Here is a 16,547-nt window from a genome sequence, read left to right as displayed (position 1 = left end):
ATATAAAGAAAAATTAAAAGTTTATAATATAAAATTAATTTAACATAATTATAGTAAAAAATCCCAAAAATTTACCATTAAGGATAATTAAAGTGGATATCTATGCTCAATAGTGCTCCCGCGAAGGACAGATAACCCTTTCGGAGATGCAGGTAGAGAGTTAAGAATCTTAAAAATCAGGGAATTTGAGTTTCTAGAAAAGCTCATATCAACACAAAGTGGGTTACAATGTAAGGTAGTATTATTGGAAAAGGAAGTGGGAATCAATGCTCTTCTTGCAGAACACATAGAGCTCAGAATAATAGGTGGCTTTCAGGCTTAGGTTTGGGGGCGCTATTCCTATTCCCCCGCTACTTCCGCCAGTTCCCTTCAATTCAATGTACTTTTATGTTCGCGCAAATTAGATATAAGGTACATTATATCTAATTTGCGCGAACATAAAAGTACATTGAATATGTCCGGGAGAGAGCCGTGAGCCCGAGGGGATTCTAGCTCTCACTACTAAATAACAGACCACCCACTATAGCCTTGAGGCTGCCTAAAAGGACACACCCGTGTTTTGATAGTGAGGTAGAGCTGGAACCCCCACACAGTTAATAGCCGGGGGAGATCAGTTAAGACTACTTGAAGCTAAGGGATTCAGTTCTTCTGTACCAGCTACGAGAGGCCTATTGGAAGGCCAACTTAGTAGAACAATATACGTCCTGATCATAGGGAGCCCTCAAACACTGGATGCCACTAGTCCACTCGAACGAACAGAAGACCCAGAAGATTCTGCATACAGCAAGCTTGGGAATAACTGGTTGCAATTACCATCAACACACAGATTTTGTCATGGTGACTACTCGTTGGACACCCGGCACGCGCCAACCGCACCATAACTACCTTTAATTGTAACCCAATTTTGGGATAAAGATGCCGGCTCTCACAATTCAAAAGGCCTGTTTCTGAGAAGGACATCAGTACGGCCTCCCCCAGGGCTCCATATATTGAGGTTGTGTCGGTTTTACTCTATAATCACGTTAAAAATTCAAAGATTTTAACACTTCTATTTATGAGAAAACACGCAGATTTATTAAACCTAAAAAATTATGAATTTAAATTTTAAAAATAAAGCAAGGTTAAAATATACTAAAAATTAGTTTTTTAGAGGGTATTTAACTAAACACTATAAAAAGTTAGAATTCTCCGAAAATTTTGAGAGTTAGTTTGCATGTGAAGAGGAAGACCGTAAAAAGACAGGAGAAACCATGAAAAGGGAATTAAAGACCTCAAAGACCCTCTTCGCGTTCTTTCTCTTCTATGAAGGCAATTACGTTGTCCACTATCTGAGGTGCCAACCCAATGTAGTTTTCAGGCTTTAGGGAAGCTATATCCTCATCGCTGAGGAATCTCCTAACTTCCCCGCTCTCCCTCGCGACCTCGAGGAGGTCTCTCCCCTCGCTGAAGGCCTTCATGGCCAATCTCCTAACTAGTTCGTGCGCCTCCTGCCTTCCCATGCCCTTCTCAGTGAGCTTGAGCATCAAGGGCTCGGCCATTATCAGGTTGTTTGTCATGTAGAGGTTGCGCTCTATGTTTTCCGGGAAGAACTCAAGACCGCTAAGGACCTCTATGGTGTTCTTCAGCATCTCATCGAGCAAGATAAAGCTTTCGGGGAGGATAACCCTCTCCACCGAGGAGTTCGTCAGGTCTCTCTCGTGCCAGAGCGGGTTGTTCAACAAAGCCGGAATCACGTTGGAGTAAAGAACCCTGGCGAGGCCACTCACCTTCTCGCTCCTTATTGGGTTCCTCTTGTGGGGCATCGTGGATGAACCAACCTGTCTCTCGCCAAAGGGCTCGCTGAGCTCTAGGATTTCAGTCCTCTGTAGGTTCCTTATCTCAAGGGCTATCTTGTCGAGGGTGGAAGCGACGATTGCTAAGAAGGCCATTAGCTCTGCGTAAACGTCCCTCTGAATTATCTGGTTGCTTATCCTCGCGGGCTTTAGCCCAAGGTCTTCCATGACAAGTTTTTGTATCTCAAGTCCCTTGTCACCGAAGCTCGCCATTGTGCCGACTGCACCGCTCATCTGGCCAACTAAAACCCTCTCCTTGAGTTCGTTGAGTCTGTCAATGTGCCTCTGAACCTCGTCGAGCCATATCGCGAACTTCATTCCATAGGTGGTCGGAACCGCGTGCTGGCCGTGGGTTCTGCCGATGCAGACCGTGTATTTGTGCCTTTTAGCGAGATCCTTCAGAACGGAGCGGAGTTTTTTGAGGTCTTTCCCAACTATTTCGAGGCTCTCCTTTATGAGGAGCGCGTTGGCGGTGTCGATTATATCGTTCGAGGTAGCGCCGAGGTGGACGTACTTCCCGTGCTCTCCGCAGACCTCGCTTAAAGCTTTGACAACGGCCATTATATCGTGGTGTATCTCGGCCTCTATCTCCTTGACGCGGTCGAGTTTAACCCACTCCGTGTTGGCCCTCTCGGAAATAACGCGGGCGCTCTCCTCCGGGATGTTGCCGAGCTTTGCGTGGGCCCTCGCTAAAGCCGCCTCGACGTCGAGAAGCTTCTGGAGCTTGTTTTCCTCATCCCAGATTCTCCTCATCTCCTCGCTCCCGTAGCGGTAATCGATGGGGTGAACGGCCACCTTAATCACCAGAAAAACGTTAATTCAGGCCAATTAAAAATGTTTTCTTGCCTTTTTTGTGGCAATTAAGGTGGGCGTTGGGAGAAGCTTTGAGGGTTTCAAACCTAAGGGAGGAGTTGCCTGAACTGAGAACCGAAAAGTATTTAACTTTACTCCCTCGATAGCCTAACGACAAACTTCCGGAGGTGCCAGAAATGGCTGAGGAGCACGTCGTCTACATTGGAAAGAAGCCGGTTATGAACTACGTCCTGGCCGTTATCACCCAGTTCAACGAGGGTGCCAAGGAGGTTAGCATCAAGGCTCGTGGTAGGGCTATCAGCAGGGCCGTTGACGTCGCCGAGATCGTCAGGAACAGGTTCCTCCCAGAGGTCAGGGTCAAGGAGATCAGGATCGGTACCGAGGAGCTCCCGACTGCCGACGGCAGGACCGCCAACACCTCGACCATCGAGATCATCCTTGAGAAGCCTTGAATTTAGTCCCTTTCCTTTTCCTTCGGCTTCAGTTCCGCTTGTAGTTTTGGAAAGTTTTAATAGCCCTCCCGGGTACTTTTCTCGGTGGGGTTCTTGGAGTATGAGACCATCGAGGTTGACGACGAGAGGGCCAAGGAGCTTGCCCAGATACTGATGAACGACAAGGCGATAGCAATTCTCCGGCTCCTGCAGGAGAGGGAGCTCTCGATAAGCGAGATAGCCAGAGAACTCAACATGCCGATTTCGACGGTCTCATACCACGTGGAGAAGATGGCCCGCGTTGGTCTCGTTGAGGTTGCCGGGAAGAAATACGGAAAGAGGCTCCAGGAGGTCAGGCTTTACCGGGCCTCCGAGAGGCCGATTCTCCTCGTCCCCGGCAAGGTCATCAAGAAGAAGGGCCCCTCTCTGGTTCTCGACAGGCTCAGGGTGATAAGCCTCGTTGTTGCAGTGGGGCTTTCCGCGGTTGCTTACTGGCTCGCCTCAGTCATCACGAAGCCCTCCCAGACCAAGACAACTGAAAGGGTCAGGAGTTTTGCTGTCAATACCCTCAGGGAAAGTGGTCAATCGACCGGTAGTGGCTGGAGCGCGCTTCCCCTGCTCATTGCAGGTATTACCTTCCTCGGAACACTTGGGCTTTTCCACATCCTGAGGAAACGTTTTTAAAAGTCCCCTCCAACCCCAACTCGTGGGGTGATTGCATGGCGGCAAGGATGACCGTGGGACAGATCGTCAAGAGAAAGGCAATAATCGTTAGGCCCGACGACACCATCGAGCGTGTTGCGAGGATTCTTTCGAGGCACAAGGTTGGAAGTGCCGTTGTGGTGGAGGACGACGAGATAGTCGGCATAATAACCGACAGGGACATCCTCAACAAGGTCGTTGCCAGGGGACGCGACCCGAGAACCGTGAAGGTCAGGGAGGTCATGACGAAGAACCCCGTTACAATAGAGGACGACTACGACATCGGGGATGCGATAGATAAGATGATGGAGAAGGGCATCAGGAGGCTTCTCGTCACGAGGCTTGGGAAGCCGATAGGCTTTGTGACCGCTGCCGACCTTCTGGCGGCACTCAACTCGATGAAGAACGAGGAGGAAGAGGAGAAGGTCGAGGAGGACTCGGAGGTTTACGGCATCTGCGAGCTCTGCGGTCAGTACGGTCCCCTCTACAAGGTCTACGTCGAGGGGAGAGAACTCTGGGTCTGCGAGAGCTGTAAGGACTCACTTAACCTCTGACTCCTTTTAGTTCCTTCATAACCTCGTCAAGAATTATCGCAAACTCCCTGTTCCTGTTCTCGAAGCTCAAGGTGTGGACTTCCCCGAGGGGTCTGAACCTGTCAACGAACTTTCTGTGCACGACCGCCAGTAGGGGCTTCCCCGACTTCAGGACTTCCCCTACGGCTTTTATGAACTCGTCGCTCTTGTACTCCATCGGCCCTATCTCGTCGATAACAATTAAATCGGCCTCGATTAAGGCGCGCCTTATGGCAGGAACCGCGACCCGCTCTATCTCGTCCACGTGGACGACGTACTTCCCGAAGGGAACGCCGGGTAGATGAGAAGTCCCCCTGATGCTAGCTAGAGTCCCCTCTTCGCCGGTATCGAGGGCGGTGATTCTGAATCCAACGCGCCTCCCACCCCTGCGCACTTCCCGCGTTATCATTCCTCCGACGATGTAACCCCAGCGGTCAACTTCCTTGGCTACCCTTTCCACAAGGGTGGTCTTTCCAACACCTGCAGGGCCCGTTACGAATATCCTCAGCGCCATCTCACCCACCGAAGGAGCTTTAAGTTTCTCCCTTAAACCCTTTGGGGTGATAGCGGTGGAGATTAGGTATAAACCTGAGGAACTGACGAGGCTACCGAGAAGCGTTGGGTATGAGCCCGGGAGAGTCGTAATGATAGACCAGACTCTCCTCCCGGGAGAGTTTAAGACGATAGAGCTGACGACCGTTGATGAGGTCGCAGAAGCGATAATAACGATGAAGGTTCGCGGTGCGCCGGCAATCGGAGCGGCTGCTGCCTTCGGTCTGGCCCTCTACGCGGACACAACCAAAGCCAAAACGAAAGATGAGTTCATGGAAGGGTTCTATTCGGCCTACGACAGGCTAAGGAACACGAGACCAACGGCTGTGAACCTTTTCTGGGCGCTCAACAGGATTAAGAGACTTGTAGAGGAGAACCTTGAGAGCCCGCTGGAGGAGATAAAGAGGCTTATCGTCGCTGAAGCCCAGAAGATTGCAGACGAGGACGTTGAGGCGAACCTCAGGATGGGCCATTACGGTGCTGAAGTTCTGCCCGAGGGAAATGTTTTAACCCACTGCAACGCGGGTAGCTTGGCGACCGTCCAGCTTGGCACTGTTGGTGCCGTGTTGAGGGTTATGCACCGCGATGGAACGCTTAGGCTTCTCTGGGTGGACGAGACGAGGCCCCTCCTCCAGGGTGCGAGGCTTTCCGCGTGGGAATACCACTACGATGGAATCCCCCTCAAGCTGATAACCGACAACATGGCCGGCTTTGTCATGCAGCAGGGCAAGGTCGATGCAATAATAGTCGGTGCCGACAGGATTGTAGCGAACGGCGACTTCGCCAACAAGATAGGGACTTACACTTTGGCGGTGCTCGCGAGGGAGCACGGGATACCCTTCTTCACGGTTGCACCGCTCTCGACAATAGACATGAGCCTCAAGAGTGGGAAGGAAATACCCATAGAGGAACGCAAGCCAGAGGAAGTCCTCACCTGCGGCGGCTGCAAGATCGCTCCCGATGTGGACGTCTACAATCCAGCCTTCGACGTTACGCCGCACAAGTATCTTACTGGAATAATCACCGACCGGGGAGTTGTGTGGCCTCCGTTCGAGAGGAATTTGAAGAGGCTGTTCAAGAGCCTGGAGTAACCTCATTCTTTTTATTATCCCGAGAACGTTAAAAGTCCCTTCACCCAACCATACCCGGTGGTGCCCATGTTCTGGCTGAAAACCCGGATTATCGAAGGTGAAGGGAGCTTGAAGGCCCTCTCCGAGGAAGTCAGGGGCTACGAACGCGTTCTCATACTCGCCTCCAAGTCAATGGAAAGGCACGGCTTCCTGAGCGAGGCTGAGGACTACGGGAGGGAAGCTGGCGCGGAAGTCTTCTCGATTCCCGGAGTCCCCGCCGAGCCGAGCGTCGAAACGATAGAGGAGCTCCTGCCAAAGGTCAGGGAGGAGTTCCAGCCGGATTTGATGGTCGCCCTCGGAGGGGGTAGCGTTATCGACACAACCAAGGCTTTGAAGGTCTTCTACGACGCTCCAGAGCTCAGCTTTGAGGAGATAGCCTTCCTCGACCGCTTCTCAAGGCCCAAGCCACTTCCCAAGTTGAAGACCCCCATCATAGCCATACCCTCAACAAGCGGTGCCGGGAGCGAAGTTTCGGCGGCTTCAGTCCTTAAGAAGGAGGGAATCAAGTACAACATCGTCAGCCCGGAGATAGCGCCGGAAGTGGCCATCCTCGACCCCAGACTTCCGAGAACGATGCCGAGGGAAGTCGCCAGGAACTCCGGCCTTGATGTCCTCGTTCACGGAATAGAGGCCTACACGACGAAAGTAGCGAATCCCTTCAGTGATGCGATGGCAATGAGGGCGATAAAAACGGTCTTCGAGTGGCTTCCAAAGTCGGTCGAAGGTGATCCTGAGGCGAGGGCTAAGATTCACTACGCCTCAACGATGGCAGGAATAGCCTTCCTGAACGCGCGCCTCGGGCTGGCTCATGCCATGAGCCACAAAGCGGCATGGATAGGTCCTCACGGCCTTCTCAACGCAATATTCATCCCCTATGTGATGGAGTTTAACGCGAGCAGGAGTGAGTACGCGAGGAAACGCTATGAAGAGATAGCGAGGGAGCTCGGCCTGAAGGATGCTCAGGAGCTGATAAACGCCGTCCGGGAGCTCAACGAGAAACTCGGAGTCCCAAAGCTGAGCGAGCTTGTGGACGAGGAGACCTTCGTCTCAAAGGTAGAGGAGATGGCCGAGAAGGCATACCGCGACGGCTTGATGGCCTTCAACCCGGTGGAGGCGAAACCAGAGGAGATAAGGGAACTCTACCTGAAGGCCTTTTACGGGGGCTGAACTCCTGTCATTTTGCACTTTTTGATATCCTTCTCAGGGGAATGTTGGAAAAGACACCCACAGGAGTTTTCCATAATTGTGGATCCCAATTCGTTAACAAAGTTCGATGGAGTTAAAAGGCCGAAAACATTTCCTCCCCCGGTGGTGAAAATGAAAATCCACTACGAGTGCTTCGCCTGCGCCGCGAACCAGTGCCAGAAGATCGTCGAGATGGGAACGAACGACTTGGAACTTAGAAAAAGAGGCGTCATCGAGGCGGCAAAGCTCATGGCTGGAATAAATGAAGACTCTATCCCTGCTGTTTTTGGGAGTGAGGTTTTCCTTGGCGTTTACAGGGTCATAGGCAACGACGATCCGTTTAAAGAGTACAAAGAGCTCTCGAACAGGCTGGCGGAGAAGATCGTCTCAGACCTTGAGGGGGAAGAAATAGACCTTAAGACCGCATTAAAGCTCGCCATAATCGGCAACGTCATAGACTTCGCCGTCGGCTACTCTCCGGAGAGTATCGAGGAAGATGTGAAGGCGATGCTCAAGGAAGAGCTCTACGTTGACCACTCCGATGAGCTCTTTGAGAGACTTGAGAAGGCCAAGACACTCCTCTACCTCACGGACAACTGCGGGGAAATCTACTTCGACAGGCTCTTTGTGAAGAAGCTAAAGGAGGCATTTCCTCATCTGGAAATCTACGTTGCTGGAAAAGAAGGGCCAATAATCAACGACGCAACGGTTGAAGATTTGAGGAAGGCGGGCTTTGAGGAGCTTGCCGAGATAGTCTCAACCGGCACGAGAATTGTCGGAGTTCCGCTCGACAGGGTTTCCGATGAGTTCAGGGAGGTCTTTGAGAAAGCCGACGTGATAATCGCCAAGGGGCAGGGCAACTTCGAGACGCTGAGCGAGGTTAAAGATAATCGCGTCTTCTACCTGCTCAAGGCCAAGTGTCGGCCGATAGCGAGGGAGCTTGGAGTGCCTCAGGGGAGTATGGTGTGTTTGAGGGGCAACTAGCACCTCGATAGTTGGAGATGAGCCGCTGAATATAGGGAGAAGTGCAGAGGAAAGGCCGATAGTTCAATCTAGATATTATCATAATCATGCATGAACAATTCATGAACAGGGCGAACTGCCCTTCAGGTTCACGAGGATTGGAAGATGGTGAAGGGGGGACGAAGAGATTGACCTCGTTGCCTTTACCGCAGAGATTATAAAGCGGGGAGAGTTCCACAGAGCGGATGAGATAAAGAAACTCTGAGAGTTTAAAGCTTCTCGAAAGCTATCTTAAAATTTCCTCCATAGGTGTCATACCGAGAAGGTAAATCCCTCCTAGAGGACAACCTTCAAGATGCAACGAAAATAATGGTGCTGTGGGACGGGTTAGCTTTCGTGAGCTGACGCCGGAAGGTTTAAATTATTATCCCAACAAAGATTATCATGGTGAAGATAATGTTTGTGAACCGAAAAGATGAACTGGCACTACTCGAGGAACTGTACCGCTCCGGGAAGAAGGAAGTTCTCATTCTCTACGGGCGCAGGAGGGTAGGGAAGACGGAGCTTGTGAAGAAGTTCATTGGGGACAAGCCCGCCATCTATTTTCTCGCCGATAGGGACGGTCTGAAGGCCAACGCAAGGAGGTTCTACCGGGAGAGTGCGGAAAAACTCGGCCTGCCCGCGGTGGAAGTGGACGACTTCAGGAAGGCCTTCGAGCTGATAAAGCTCAAGACCCCGGAAAGGCTCGTCGTGGTGATTGACGAGTTCTCCTACCTCATGCTATCCGATAAAAACACGCCGGCCGTTTTCCAGCACGTCGTTGATGAAATCCTAGATGATAGATTTTTCCTCATACTTACCAGTTCCCTCGTTGGTCTGATGGAGAGCCTGATGGGTTACAACAACCCCCTCTACGGCAGAAGAACGGCGCAGCTCAAGCTTAAGCCTCTGAAATTCTTCCATGTTCGCGAGTACTTTAAAAACGCTCCCATTGAGACCGTAGTGAGGATATACTCGGTCACAGGCGGAGTCCCAATGTACTTCAGGCTCTTTGAGGGGAGGGACTTCGAGGAGGAGCTTTTGAGGGTGGCCTTCTCGCCCACCTCAATACTCTACGAGGAGCCTGAGTTCATTTTGAGAGAAGAACTCGGAGACGTTCACCGCTACTATCTGATCCTTGAGGCCCTCGCCAACGGAAGGCACAGAGTCAGCGAGATTGCCGACTTTGCGGGAATAGAGGCCAAGGACATGCCCAAATATTTGAGAACCCTGATTTCCCTGGAGCTCGTGAGGCGCGAGGTTCCCATAACGGAGAACGAGAGGAGCAAAAAGGCGCGCTATTACCTGAACGACAACTTCTTCAACTTCTGGTTCCGCTTCGTGAAGCCCAACAAAGGGAGGATAGAGATTGGCACGTTTGAGATGGACTGGGAGGCCTTCAACACCTACGTTGGGAAGGCTTTTGAAGAGATAGCGAGGCAGTTTTTAATCGAGCTGAACAGGGCTGGTGAACTGCCCTCCAGCTTTACGAGAATCGGCCGCTGGTGGCACAAGAACGAGGAGATTGACCTCGTTGCCTTGAACGAGCGGGAGAAAAAGGCCCTACTCGTTGAAGTCAAGTGGAAAGACCTGAACGAGGGGGAAGCGAGGGGAATTTTGAAAGATTTGGAGAGGAAGGGCGAGCTTGTTGGTTTAGAAGGCTGGGAGAAGGACTACGGGCTTGTGGCGAAGAGGGTTGAGGGAAAGGTAGGGCTGATGAGAGAGGGCTGGCAGGTATGGGACTTGAATGACTTCGAAGGACTTCAAAGGCCGAGACGTTAAGATGAATTCAGCGTCTGAGGGCGAACTCCAGCACGGGGTCGGCTATACGGTAGCTCACGTTTCTCCCTTCGGCCCTCTTTTCTATGAAGGAAGCTTTTAGGAGAGCGTTGAGGAGCCTCGCCACTGTGGCGTCCTCTATTTCCCTCTTCTCCTTCCCTTCGAGCTCCCTCTTCAGCTCGCTCCATGTGTTTTTGCCTAAAGCTATCGCCCTAAGAATCGTTAGATACCGCCTCCTCGCCAGCGGTCTCTTTTCAAGGAAGCGCTCAAGTTCAGCTAAAGCGAGCTTTGAGGCCTCTTCAAGAACCTTACCGATAACCTCCTCTCTGAGGCCCTCTCTGAGCGAAACTACTCCAAATTCCACGAGCCAGCCGACTATGCCATCAAGCCTGTCAACGGCCTTTTCCAGAATCTCCTCCGGGGCATCAACGCCTGCCTGTTCAAAGCCCTTCCTGAGAAAGTCCAGGCTCTGCTCCCTTGAAAACCTTGAAAGCCCTATCTCGTGGAAGACCCTCCCGTAGAGGGGTGCCTCTGGGTTTTCAACGCCGAGGAAGTCGTAGAGAAGCCCGATTTCGGAGCCGGTCAGTATAAACGTGGTCTCGCCATAGTCGTAGAAGTGGGCTATCAGCGAGGCGAGCTCCTTTCCGGCCGGCCCCCTCGCTTCCTGAACCTCATCGAAGGCTATCACAAAGCCCTCGCCTTCGAGTGCCGAGATTAGGGAGTACAGCGTCTCCGGGTTCTTCCACGAGAGCGAGACGCCGATTCCCGAAAGGCTCACACCGTCTATGAGCTTCAGCTTATCCTTCAGCCTCGCGAAGAGGGGAGCGTTTTTTGAGAGATACTCGTTGAGAGCGCTCTGGAAGCGGAGGTAGAGGTCGCGCCTTGAGTTCGGGTTCACCCCGCGGAGGTCGACTATTACATGGGGGACGTTGGCCTCGTTGAGGGCAACCCTAAGGAGGGAGGTCTTCCCGAGCCTTCGAATACCTTTGAGAACTACTAAAGGTTTTTGATGCTCGATCGAGGTTAGCATCTCTTTAAGCTCTTTTTCCCTGTCGTACAGATCCTCCCTCCTGCTCTTGGGCCTCTCGTCGAAGTACAAACTACCACCCCGATAGTATACTATCACCCCGCTAGTTAAAAGGGTTGTGATTGATGGGTTGGTCCTCAATACGAACGGAACAGCATAGAACGATGGCTTTTTATCCTATCATGGTAGACTACAACAGGAATTTTTCAAGCACTCAATCCTTTGGACTGTTAGTTTTTTCTGGGCCAAAAGGTCAGAGGGAGCATTTTGACTCTGGATTGGAGTTTTGATTGTGCATCAACCTGCGCTCGGGCGGAAAAACCTTTTATGGTGTTGAGCGTATTTTTCTTCAATGCTGTCCACTGCTGTCATGCCTGATGCTCGCATGGTGAAAATACAGACTTCAAAGACATACAAGCACGTTGAGCTTGATGAGGTGAGGGAAGAGGTGAAGAGGTCCGTCCTTGCAGCGGCCCTCGGTAGTGATGATCCGTGCAAAGCGAGGAACAACATCGGCGGGGAGAAGGGAGCAGCAAGCGATAAGGTGGGCGGATACTACTGGACCGTTACGGACAACACGTTCTGCGCCAAGAGCAGTTCTGATGCAACGGAGTGTGCCTTCGAGATCAGGTTTGAAGGCGAAGAGCCGGCGGTGTGGGTGGAGGATGCAGAGGAGTGGAAGGAAAAGACATGTTCAGATATTTCTAATTACGTCACGGAAAGAGGAATAGACAGCTATAGCAATTACAACATAACCCTGTCAATGAACGGATCAGAATGTATCTCAGATTACGGCAAAGCAAAATACGAGAAAAGAATGGAACAACTAACAAATCCGCTAAACCCTGCATACTTGGCGTGGGGTTTTTCATGCATGGGTACAACACTGGCCTGTGCTGGAGTTGTGGGATTCCTAACAGCAGGGATGACTGCATGGCAAGCGGTGACAGATGTTGCAAAGGGCTCACTAGCCTGCTGGGCTGGACCCGCACTTGCTGCAGCATCCAACTATATAAGCCTTAAACTATTCCCAACAGAGCAGCCAGGGATTGCAAGAACTGTACCAGTATTGGGTATCGCATCGGCCACAGGTGTGGACTATATAAGATATACAAGGGCAACTTCTAGAATATTAGAACTCGAGCGAGCCATGGGTACAGGTGGAAAAATATTGGAAGGTACAACAGGGATCCTCGAAACCCTGGAGAGTACGAGTGGAAAGAGTATCGTAGTAGGAACTACATCAGTAGGCCCAAAGAGCTTGGAAAAAATTAGCGAACTTACTGGTAACCTATCAAAAATACAGAAAATATTGGAACTCGGAGGCCAAGGCGATGCAGCTGAAGTGATAGGGAAGTCCCTTGAGCAAATTTCGAACACATGCTACCAAGGAGGCGATCCCAAAAGATGTAAAGCCGCAATAGACATGGCGTTGCAAGAGATACGAAAACAAGAAGGAGCAATAAAAGCTGCTGCAGAAGAAGTTCAAAAAGAATACAAAGAGCTCGAAAAGAGATCCTCCAAACTAAGCATGTGCAGCACAATAGGTCAGATAACAGGTGCAGTCGTTGGAGCAACGACATTCTTAGCGACGTACGTGCCAGTAGACACACTAAAAGTGGATATTTATGATGTTGGAAATATCTGCACTATTCGCGCAGGGATGGGTTACATACTTGTATCTTCGGGAAATATCTCACAACAAATACAAAATGTCCAAAACCCAAATATTAAAGCGGGGTGAAATCATGGGATTATTTGGAAAAGGGAAGAAGAAAAAAACACATGAAGAAGTTGCAGCAGAGTTAGGGGTTCCCGTATGGTGGGTAAGTAGGTTCCTGGGCTACAGTACTCCGATAAACGGAAGCATAAAAGATACGTTAAAAAAATCACTGGGGAGGACGTCAAAGACGAAATAATTGACTCGCTTTACAAGAAATCAATGAGCCCTGCACACGAGAAAATGGCATATGATGAAAAAAGCCCACACTCATTGCCCACGAACTCGCGAGACAAATCCTTCCGTACGTCATTGCAAAAAAAATGTCAAATAAAAGATTAGACAGTATGTACGATGCAGAAATAGGGTACGCTGTGATGGTCGCCATTGAAAACTCATTGAAAAGAAACGAAGACCATCCCAGCAAAATTGATGAAGAAAAATTTGCGGAAGATATAGCAAAACACCTAGCAAAAAGGGGCAGAATACGCGATCCCTCAGAGGTTAAAGAAGATTTAGTAAAAATTGTGAGGGCTATAAAGGAATACTCGTCAATACTCCTCGGACTGGACCCGATAAGAGAGGAGGATAAAATAGTGAAAGCGACAAGCCACCTATCCGCATACGCATCAGACAAGGAGGCAGAAGACAGTTATTTGGAAAAAGTTGCTCCAGATGTTTTCGAAAAGTGGTGGCAGTTAAAAGTGGCTGTTGCAGAGGCGCTCGGCACTGAGCCATATCGCCACGAGGTTGCAAAAAGGGATAGAAAAACAAGGAAAGGTAAGCAGAAACCACCAGCTAAGTTCAAGCAAGTCCAGAAGCAAGTAGAAAAAGAGCTGAGAGCGAAGGGGGTGCCGGAGGAGGTAAAGGTCGTGGCATCTCGGCTGGCGACGGCTGTTTGGTTGGAGAACCAGATACGTGCACTGAAGGAGTCGACGCCGGCAAGGATATACGGTGGAGTTCCAGCGGCGGAGCTGAGGAACCTCAGGGAGAAGGTTCTGGCGAAGAAGCACGTGGCGGAGAAGGCGGCGGAACTGGTGGAGAAGAACTGGATGAAGGGAACGATAGTACCATTGGAGGAAAGGCACATTGATCCGAAGATGCTCCCATTGGTAAGGGAGCATGCGGCGGGGATGTTAGAGGATATTAAAGCGCTGGCAGAGAGGGTCAAGAGGGGTGAACTGGACTACCTGGACGCAAGAACGATACTGGTGGTGGAGAGGGACGTACTGGACAGGACTCAGGAGGCGATAGAGAGAACCCTTGGGAACCCGGAGTATTTGATAGAGAACAAGCGGGCGTGGGGAGTGGAGGACAAGTACCTGATCAAGAAAGAAGTGCTGGAGAAGATGCACAGGGAGTTGAAGCCGCACCTTGAAACGGCGAGGGTGAAGATACTGAAGAAGTAGGCACTGACTTTTGGATGTCTCTGAAAAGCCTCTAAACTTCCCAATACTCCTCCGGCAGGAGCGTGATTATCCCCTTCACGGCTTCAAAGTCCCTGTCCAGCGTGGCGATCTTGTCTATTCCGTGACTCAATGCAGTGGCGAGTATCATGGCATCAGCTGGCAACAGTCCATACTCAACGGAAATCTGGTGCGCCACGTACTCGTTATGCGGTTCGGGAATTGAGGTTATCCCTTTCTCCAGAAGAAATCTCTCCACCGTCAGGTAGGCTTTGTCAAGTAATCCCTTCCGTAGGTCTCTGGGCATTTCCTTGATGGAGTATATCGTCCTGAAGCCCTCTTTTTCAGCCATTTTCCTGAACAGCGTGTAAACTACCTCGTTTATTGCAGTCCACGAGGTAACTTTCCCCTCGAATTTCAATGCCTTGAGGGCATAACCAGTAAGCTCGGTTTCCACAAGGGCATTATAGATGATGTTTGCGTCAACGTATATCAACCAAGTAACCCTCCGCCACCAGTTCTTCGAATTCTTCAGCCTTTCCCTTCAGCTTTTCGGCCATTTGGAGCGCTAGTTCCCTCTTTCTCTTCTCCGCCGCCTTGAGTATTCGCTCCCACTCCGCTAATGCCTTCGCCTTCGCGACGATATCCTCGGGATCAACCCCTTCGGGCACCTTTATCACGATCTCCACTTCCCCCATGGTGGGAACTTCACGTCAAAGCTCTTAACCCTTTCCGTTCTCTGACCACTTGACCCGAAGACGGGCAGCCATGAGAAACCCTCCGAGTCTTTTGTTTAACCCCGAGTATGTCATACGAAAATCTTAAGTCTTGTAATACGAAAAACTCTAATGGTGAACTACATGGGCTCGGCAGTTGTGACCGTCCGGATTCCAGAGGAGCTCAAGAAGGAGATGGAAAGGTATCGGGGAAAGGTAAACTGGAGTGCCGAGATAAGGGAGTTCATAGCCGAGCGCATAGAGGAGGAGAAAAAGAGGGAGGCCTTTGAGAGGCTCCTCCATCTCGTTGAATCCCTTCCCGGTGTCCCGGAGGGTACTTCAAAGCGGCTCGTGAGGGATGACCGTGAGAGTCATTGACACCTCGGCATTCTCAAAGTTCCTCCTCAAGGAGGAGGGCTGGGAGGGGGTGGTTCCCTACCTTCGGCCCGAGGAAGAGCCCGTTACCGTCGAGTTGCTCCTCGTTGAGACTGCCAACGTCCTCTGGAAGCACGCTGTAAAGATGGAGACGATTGAGAAAGAAAAGGCTGAGGAGCTCTTTGAGGGTGTCATGGAGCTCGTCACAAGTGGGGCCCTTAAGGTTGAGGAAAACTCAAAATATCTCGATGAAGCCTTCAAGGTAGCCCTTGAAAAGGGAATTACAGTTTACGATGCCCTCTTCATAGCGCAGGCGAAGGCACTTAACGTTCCCCTGATTACGTGCGATGAAAAGCAAGGAGAGATCGCCAGAGAGTTCGGCCTCAAAGTGGTTCTGCCCTGAAACTCGCGTGCACTTAAAACATTACACTGCACAAAAACCTCAGAATTTGTGCACTATACTGCACAAAACTTAAATATCTTTGTGCACTACATCTTATCAGGTGCGCGGGATGAGAGAAAGGGTGCTCTCCCAGAGGTACGAGCTGGAGAGAATGAGAAAGGGCAGGTACGTTAGGAGAGACGCTGAGGAGAGGCTAAAGCGGGGCATGAAGACCGAGCTGATAAAGGTTATCACCGGTCCGAGGAGGGCCGGAAAGAGCTTTCTCGCGGTTAGGTCAATTAAGGGTAACTTTGGCTATGCAAACTTTGACGACGAGGTTCTGGCAGAGATTTCGGACTTCGACAAACTGTTAAAGATCCTCCACGAGGTTTACGGTGACTTTAATGTCGTCTTCCTCGACGAGGTGCAGAACCTTCCAAAGTGGGAGCTCGTGGTTTCAAGGCTCCAGCGGCTGGGCTACAACGTCGTGATAACCGGTTCCAACTCCAAGCTCCTCAGCAGTGAGCTTGCAACGCACCTCACTGGCAGATACTTCGAGGTCAGGGTGTTTCCCTTCTCATTCAGGGAATTTTTGAGGGCGAGGAACTTCAAAGGGATTCCCGAGCTCCCAATGGAGGAGGGAAAGCTCCTCTCCCACCTCAGCGAATACCTCCAGATCGGGGGCTTTCCAGAGGTTGTAGTCAAAGGCTACGACGCGAGGGACTACGGAAGAATGCTCTTCGACAGCATAGTCCTCAGGGACATCGTGAGGAGGAAGAACGTCCGCTACTCCTCGGCCCTCTACGACCTCGCCCTCTACCTCACCTCGAACTTTGGGAGGGAGTTCACCTACACGAGGCTTAAGAACCTCTTCGACGTCGGGAGCGTCCACACCCTCAGGAACTACGTTGACTACCTTGAGG

General features: G+C 50.9%; 18 protein-coding genes. 13 read left to right on the top strand and 5 right to left on the bottom strand.

The window, feature by feature from the left end; all coding sequences use genetic code 11:
- Nucleotides 1-1,271: 1,271 nt before the first annotated feature.
- Nucleotides 1,272-2,627 carry an adenylosuccinate lyase gene (purB, locus tag MVC73_RS01795; protein ID WP_297506324.1) on the bottom strand — a complete coding sequence of 452 codons (1,356 nt, stop codon included), beginning with the start codon at nt 2,625-2,627 and terminating at the stop codon, nt 1,272-1,274.
- A gap of 194 nt (nt 2,628-2,821) precedes the next feature.
- Between purB and albA the strand changes: the two genes are divergently transcribed.
- The 3 genes from albA (at nt 2,822) to MVC73_RS01780 (ending at nt 4,332) form a co-directional block, all read left to right on the top strand.
- Entirely contained in the window at nt 2,822-3,097 is a 276-nt protein-coding gene (gene albA / locus MVC73_RS01790; RefSeq protein ID WP_297465652.1) for a DNA-binding protein Alba, read from the top strand.
- A gap of 84 nt (nt 3,098-3,181) precedes the next feature.
- The gene (locus tag MVC73_RS01785; protein ID WP_366938915.1) at nt 3,182-3,760 is read left to right on the top strand and encodes a winged helix-turn-helix domain-containing protein; all 579 of its coding nucleotides are present in this window, start codon (nt 3,182-3,184) and stop codon (nt 3,758-3,760) included.
- A gap of 35 nt (nt 3,761-3,795) precedes the next feature.
- Nucleotides 3,796-4,332 (top strand): CBS domain-containing protein, encoded by a 537-nt coding sequence (locus tag MVC73_RS01780; protein ID WP_297506310.1) that lies wholly within the window; start codon nt 3,796-3,798, stop codon nt 4,330-4,332.
- Here the strand turns inward: MVC73_RS01780 and MVC73_RS01775 are convergent.
- The gene (locus tag MVC73_RS01775; RefSeq protein WP_297506320.1) at nt 4,322-4,864 is read right to left on the bottom strand and encodes an NTPase; all 543 of its coding nucleotides are present in this window, start codon (nt 4,862-4,864) and stop codon (nt 4,322-4,324) included. The genes MVC73_RS01780 and MVC73_RS01775 overlap by 11 nt on opposite strands.
- Before the next feature lie 55 nt (nt 4,865-4,919).
- On the opposite strand from MVC73_RS01775, the gene mtnA reads away from it, so the two are divergent.
- The 4 genes from mtnA (at nt 4,920) to MVC73_RS01755 (ending at nt 10,001) form a co-directional block, all read left to right on the top strand.
- On the top strand, nt 4,920-5,993 hold the full coding sequence (gene mtnA / locus MVC73_RS01770; RefSeq protein WP_297506308.1) for an S-methyl-5-thioribose-1-phosphate isomerase: 1,074 nt from the start codon (nt 4,920-4,922) through the stop codon (nt 5,991-5,993).
- Between the two features lie 66 nt (nt 5,994-6,059).
- On the top strand, nt 6,060-7,199 hold the full coding sequence (locus MVC73_RS01765) for an iron-containing alcohol dehydrogenase (RefSeq protein WP_297506318.1): 1,140 nt from the start codon (nt 6,060-6,062) through the stop codon (nt 7,197-7,199).
- Between the two features lie 150 nt (nt 7,200-7,349).
- Entirely contained in the window at nt 7,350-8,201 is an 852-nt protein-coding gene (locus MVC73_RS01760; RefSeq protein ID WP_297506316.1) for a damage-control phosphatase, read from the top strand.
- A gap of 423 nt (nt 8,202-8,624) precedes the next feature.
- On the top strand, nt 8,625-10,001 hold the full coding sequence (locus tag MVC73_RS01755) for an ATP-binding protein (RefSeq protein ID WP_366938914.1): 1,377 nt from the start codon (nt 8,625-8,627) through the stop codon (nt 9,999-10,001).
- 7 nt (nt 10,002-10,008) lie between these two features.
- Here the strand turns inward: MVC73_RS01755 and MVC73_RS01750 are convergent, their stop codons facing one another.
- The gene (locus MVC73_RS01750) at nt 10,009-11,097 is read right to left on the bottom strand and encodes an ATP-binding protein (protein ID WP_297506313.1); all 1,089 of its coding nucleotides are present in this window, start codon (nt 11,095-11,097) and stop codon (nt 10,009-10,011) included.
- Between the two features lie 280 nt (nt 11,098-11,377).
- Here MVC73_RS01750 and MVC73_RS01745 point away from each other — a divergent pair, with 280 nt between their 5' ends.
- From MVC73_RS01745 to MVC73_RS01735, 3 genes are all read left to right on the top strand, one after another.
- Nucleotides 11,378-12,769 carry a hypothetical protein gene (locus MVC73_RS01745; protein ID WP_297506306.1) on the top strand — a complete coding sequence of 464 codons (1,392 nt, stop codon included), beginning with the start codon at nt 11,378-11,380 and terminating at the stop codon, nt 12,767-12,769.
- Nucleotides 12,770-12,773: 4 nt separating this feature from the next.
- Entirely contained in the window at nt 12,774-12,944 is a 171-nt protein-coding gene (locus MVC73_RS01740) for a hypothetical protein (RefSeq protein ID WP_297506304.1), read from the top strand.
- A 178-nt stretch (nt 12,945-13,122) separates the two neighbouring features.
- Nucleotides 13,123-14,154, top strand: coding sequence for a hypothetical protein (locus MVC73_RS01735; protein ID WP_297506302.1), 1,032 nt, complete (start codon nt 13,123-13,125; stop codon nt 14,152-14,154).
- Between the two features lie 31 nt (nt 14,155-14,185).
- On the opposite strand, the gene MVC73_RS01730 is transcribed toward MVC73_RS01735, so the two are convergent.
- Together MVC73_RS01730 and MVC73_RS01725 are read right to left on the bottom strand one after the other, a co-directional pair.
- On the bottom strand, nt 14,186-14,647 hold the full coding sequence (locus tag MVC73_RS01730) for a PIN domain-containing protein (protein ID WP_297506300.1): 462 nt from the start codon (nt 14,645-14,647) through the stop codon (nt 14,186-14,188).
- Nucleotides 14,634-14,849: a hypothetical protein gene (locus tag MVC73_RS01725; RefSeq protein WP_297506299.1), complete on the bottom strand. Its 216-nt coding sequence runs from the start codon at nt 14,847-14,849 to the stop codon at nt 14,634-14,636. Before MVC73_RS01725 ends, MVC73_RS01730 begins: the two co-directional genes overlap by 14 nt.
- Nucleotides 14,850-14,999: 150 nt before the next feature.
- Between MVC73_RS01725 and MVC73_RS01720 the strand changes: the two genes are divergently transcribed.
- The 3 genes from MVC73_RS01720 to MVC73_RS01710 form a co-directional block, all read left to right on the top strand.
- A complete protein-coding gene (locus MVC73_RS01720) occupies nt 15,000-15,245 on the top strand; it encodes a hypothetical protein (protein WP_297506298.1) in 246 nt (81 codons plus the stop codon).
- Nucleotides 15,232-15,645 carry a type II toxin-antitoxin system VapC family toxin gene (locus MVC73_RS01715; protein WP_297506297.1) on the top strand — a complete coding sequence of 138 codons (414 nt, stop codon included), beginning with the start codon at nt 15,232-15,234 and terminating at the stop codon, nt 15,643-15,645. The genes MVC73_RS01720 and MVC73_RS01715 overlap by 14 nt, the downstream gene beginning before the upstream one ends.
- Before the next feature lie 109 nt (nt 15,646-15,754).
- Nucleotides 15,755-16,547, top strand: a 793-nt coding sequence (locus MVC73_RS01710) for an ATP-binding protein (RefSeq protein WP_297506296.1), incomplete at its 3' end; no start/stop codon positions are given.

The organism is Thermococcus sp. (assembly GCF_027052235.1).
Classification (GTDB): Archaea; Methanobacteriota_B; Thermococci; order Thermococcales; family Thermococcaceae; genus Thermococcus.
Note: the sequence above shows the minus strand (reverse complement) of the source record. Positions and strands in the feature narration are given on the sequence as shown.

Bases quoted from the DNA above. Each gene is read 5' to 3' on its own strand.
- albA (WP_297465652.1), top strand. From the start codon at position 2,822: ATGGCTGAGGAGCACGTCGTCTACATTGGAAAGAAGCCGGTTATGAAC.
- MVC73_RS01780 (WP_297506310.1), top strand. From the start codon at position 3,796: ATGGCGGCAAGGATGACCGTGGGACAGATCGTCAAGAGAAAGGCAATA.
- MVC73_RS01775 (WP_297506320.1), bottom strand. From the start codon at position 4,864: ATGGCGCTGAGGATATTCGTAACGGGCCCTGCAGGTGTTGGAAAGACC.
- MVC73_RS01765 (WP_297506318.1), top strand. From the start codon at position 6,060: ATGTTCTGGCTGAAAACCCGGATTATCGAAGGTGAAGGGAGCTTGAAG.
- MVC73_RS01760 (WP_297506316.1), top strand. From the start codon at position 7,350: ATGAAAATCCACTACGAGTGCTTCGCCTGCGCCGCGAACCAGTGCCAG.
- MVC73_RS01755 (WP_366938914.1), top strand. From the start codon at position 8,625: ATGGTGAAGATAATGTTTGTGAACCGAAAAGATGAACTGGCACTACTC.
- MVC73_RS01745 (WP_297506306.1), top strand. From the start codon at position 11,378: ATGCTGTCCACTGCTGTCATGCCTGATGCTCGCATGGTGAAAATACAG.
- MVC73_RS01740 (WP_297506304.1), top strand. From the start codon at position 12,774: ATGGGATTATTTGGAAAAGGGAAGAAGAAAAAAACACATGAAGAAGTT.
- MVC73_RS01735 (WP_297506302.1), top strand. From the start codon at position 13,123: ATGGTCGCCATTGAAAACTCATTGAAAAGAAACGAAGACCATCCCAGC.
- MVC73_RS01725 (WP_297506299.1), bottom strand. From the start codon at position 14,849: ATGGGGGAAGTGGAGATCGTGATAAAGGTGCCCGAAGGGGTTGATCCC.
- MVC73_RS01720 (WP_297506298.1), top strand. From the start codon at position 15,000: ATGGTGAACTACATGGGCTCGGCAGTTGTGACCGTCCGGATTCCAGAG.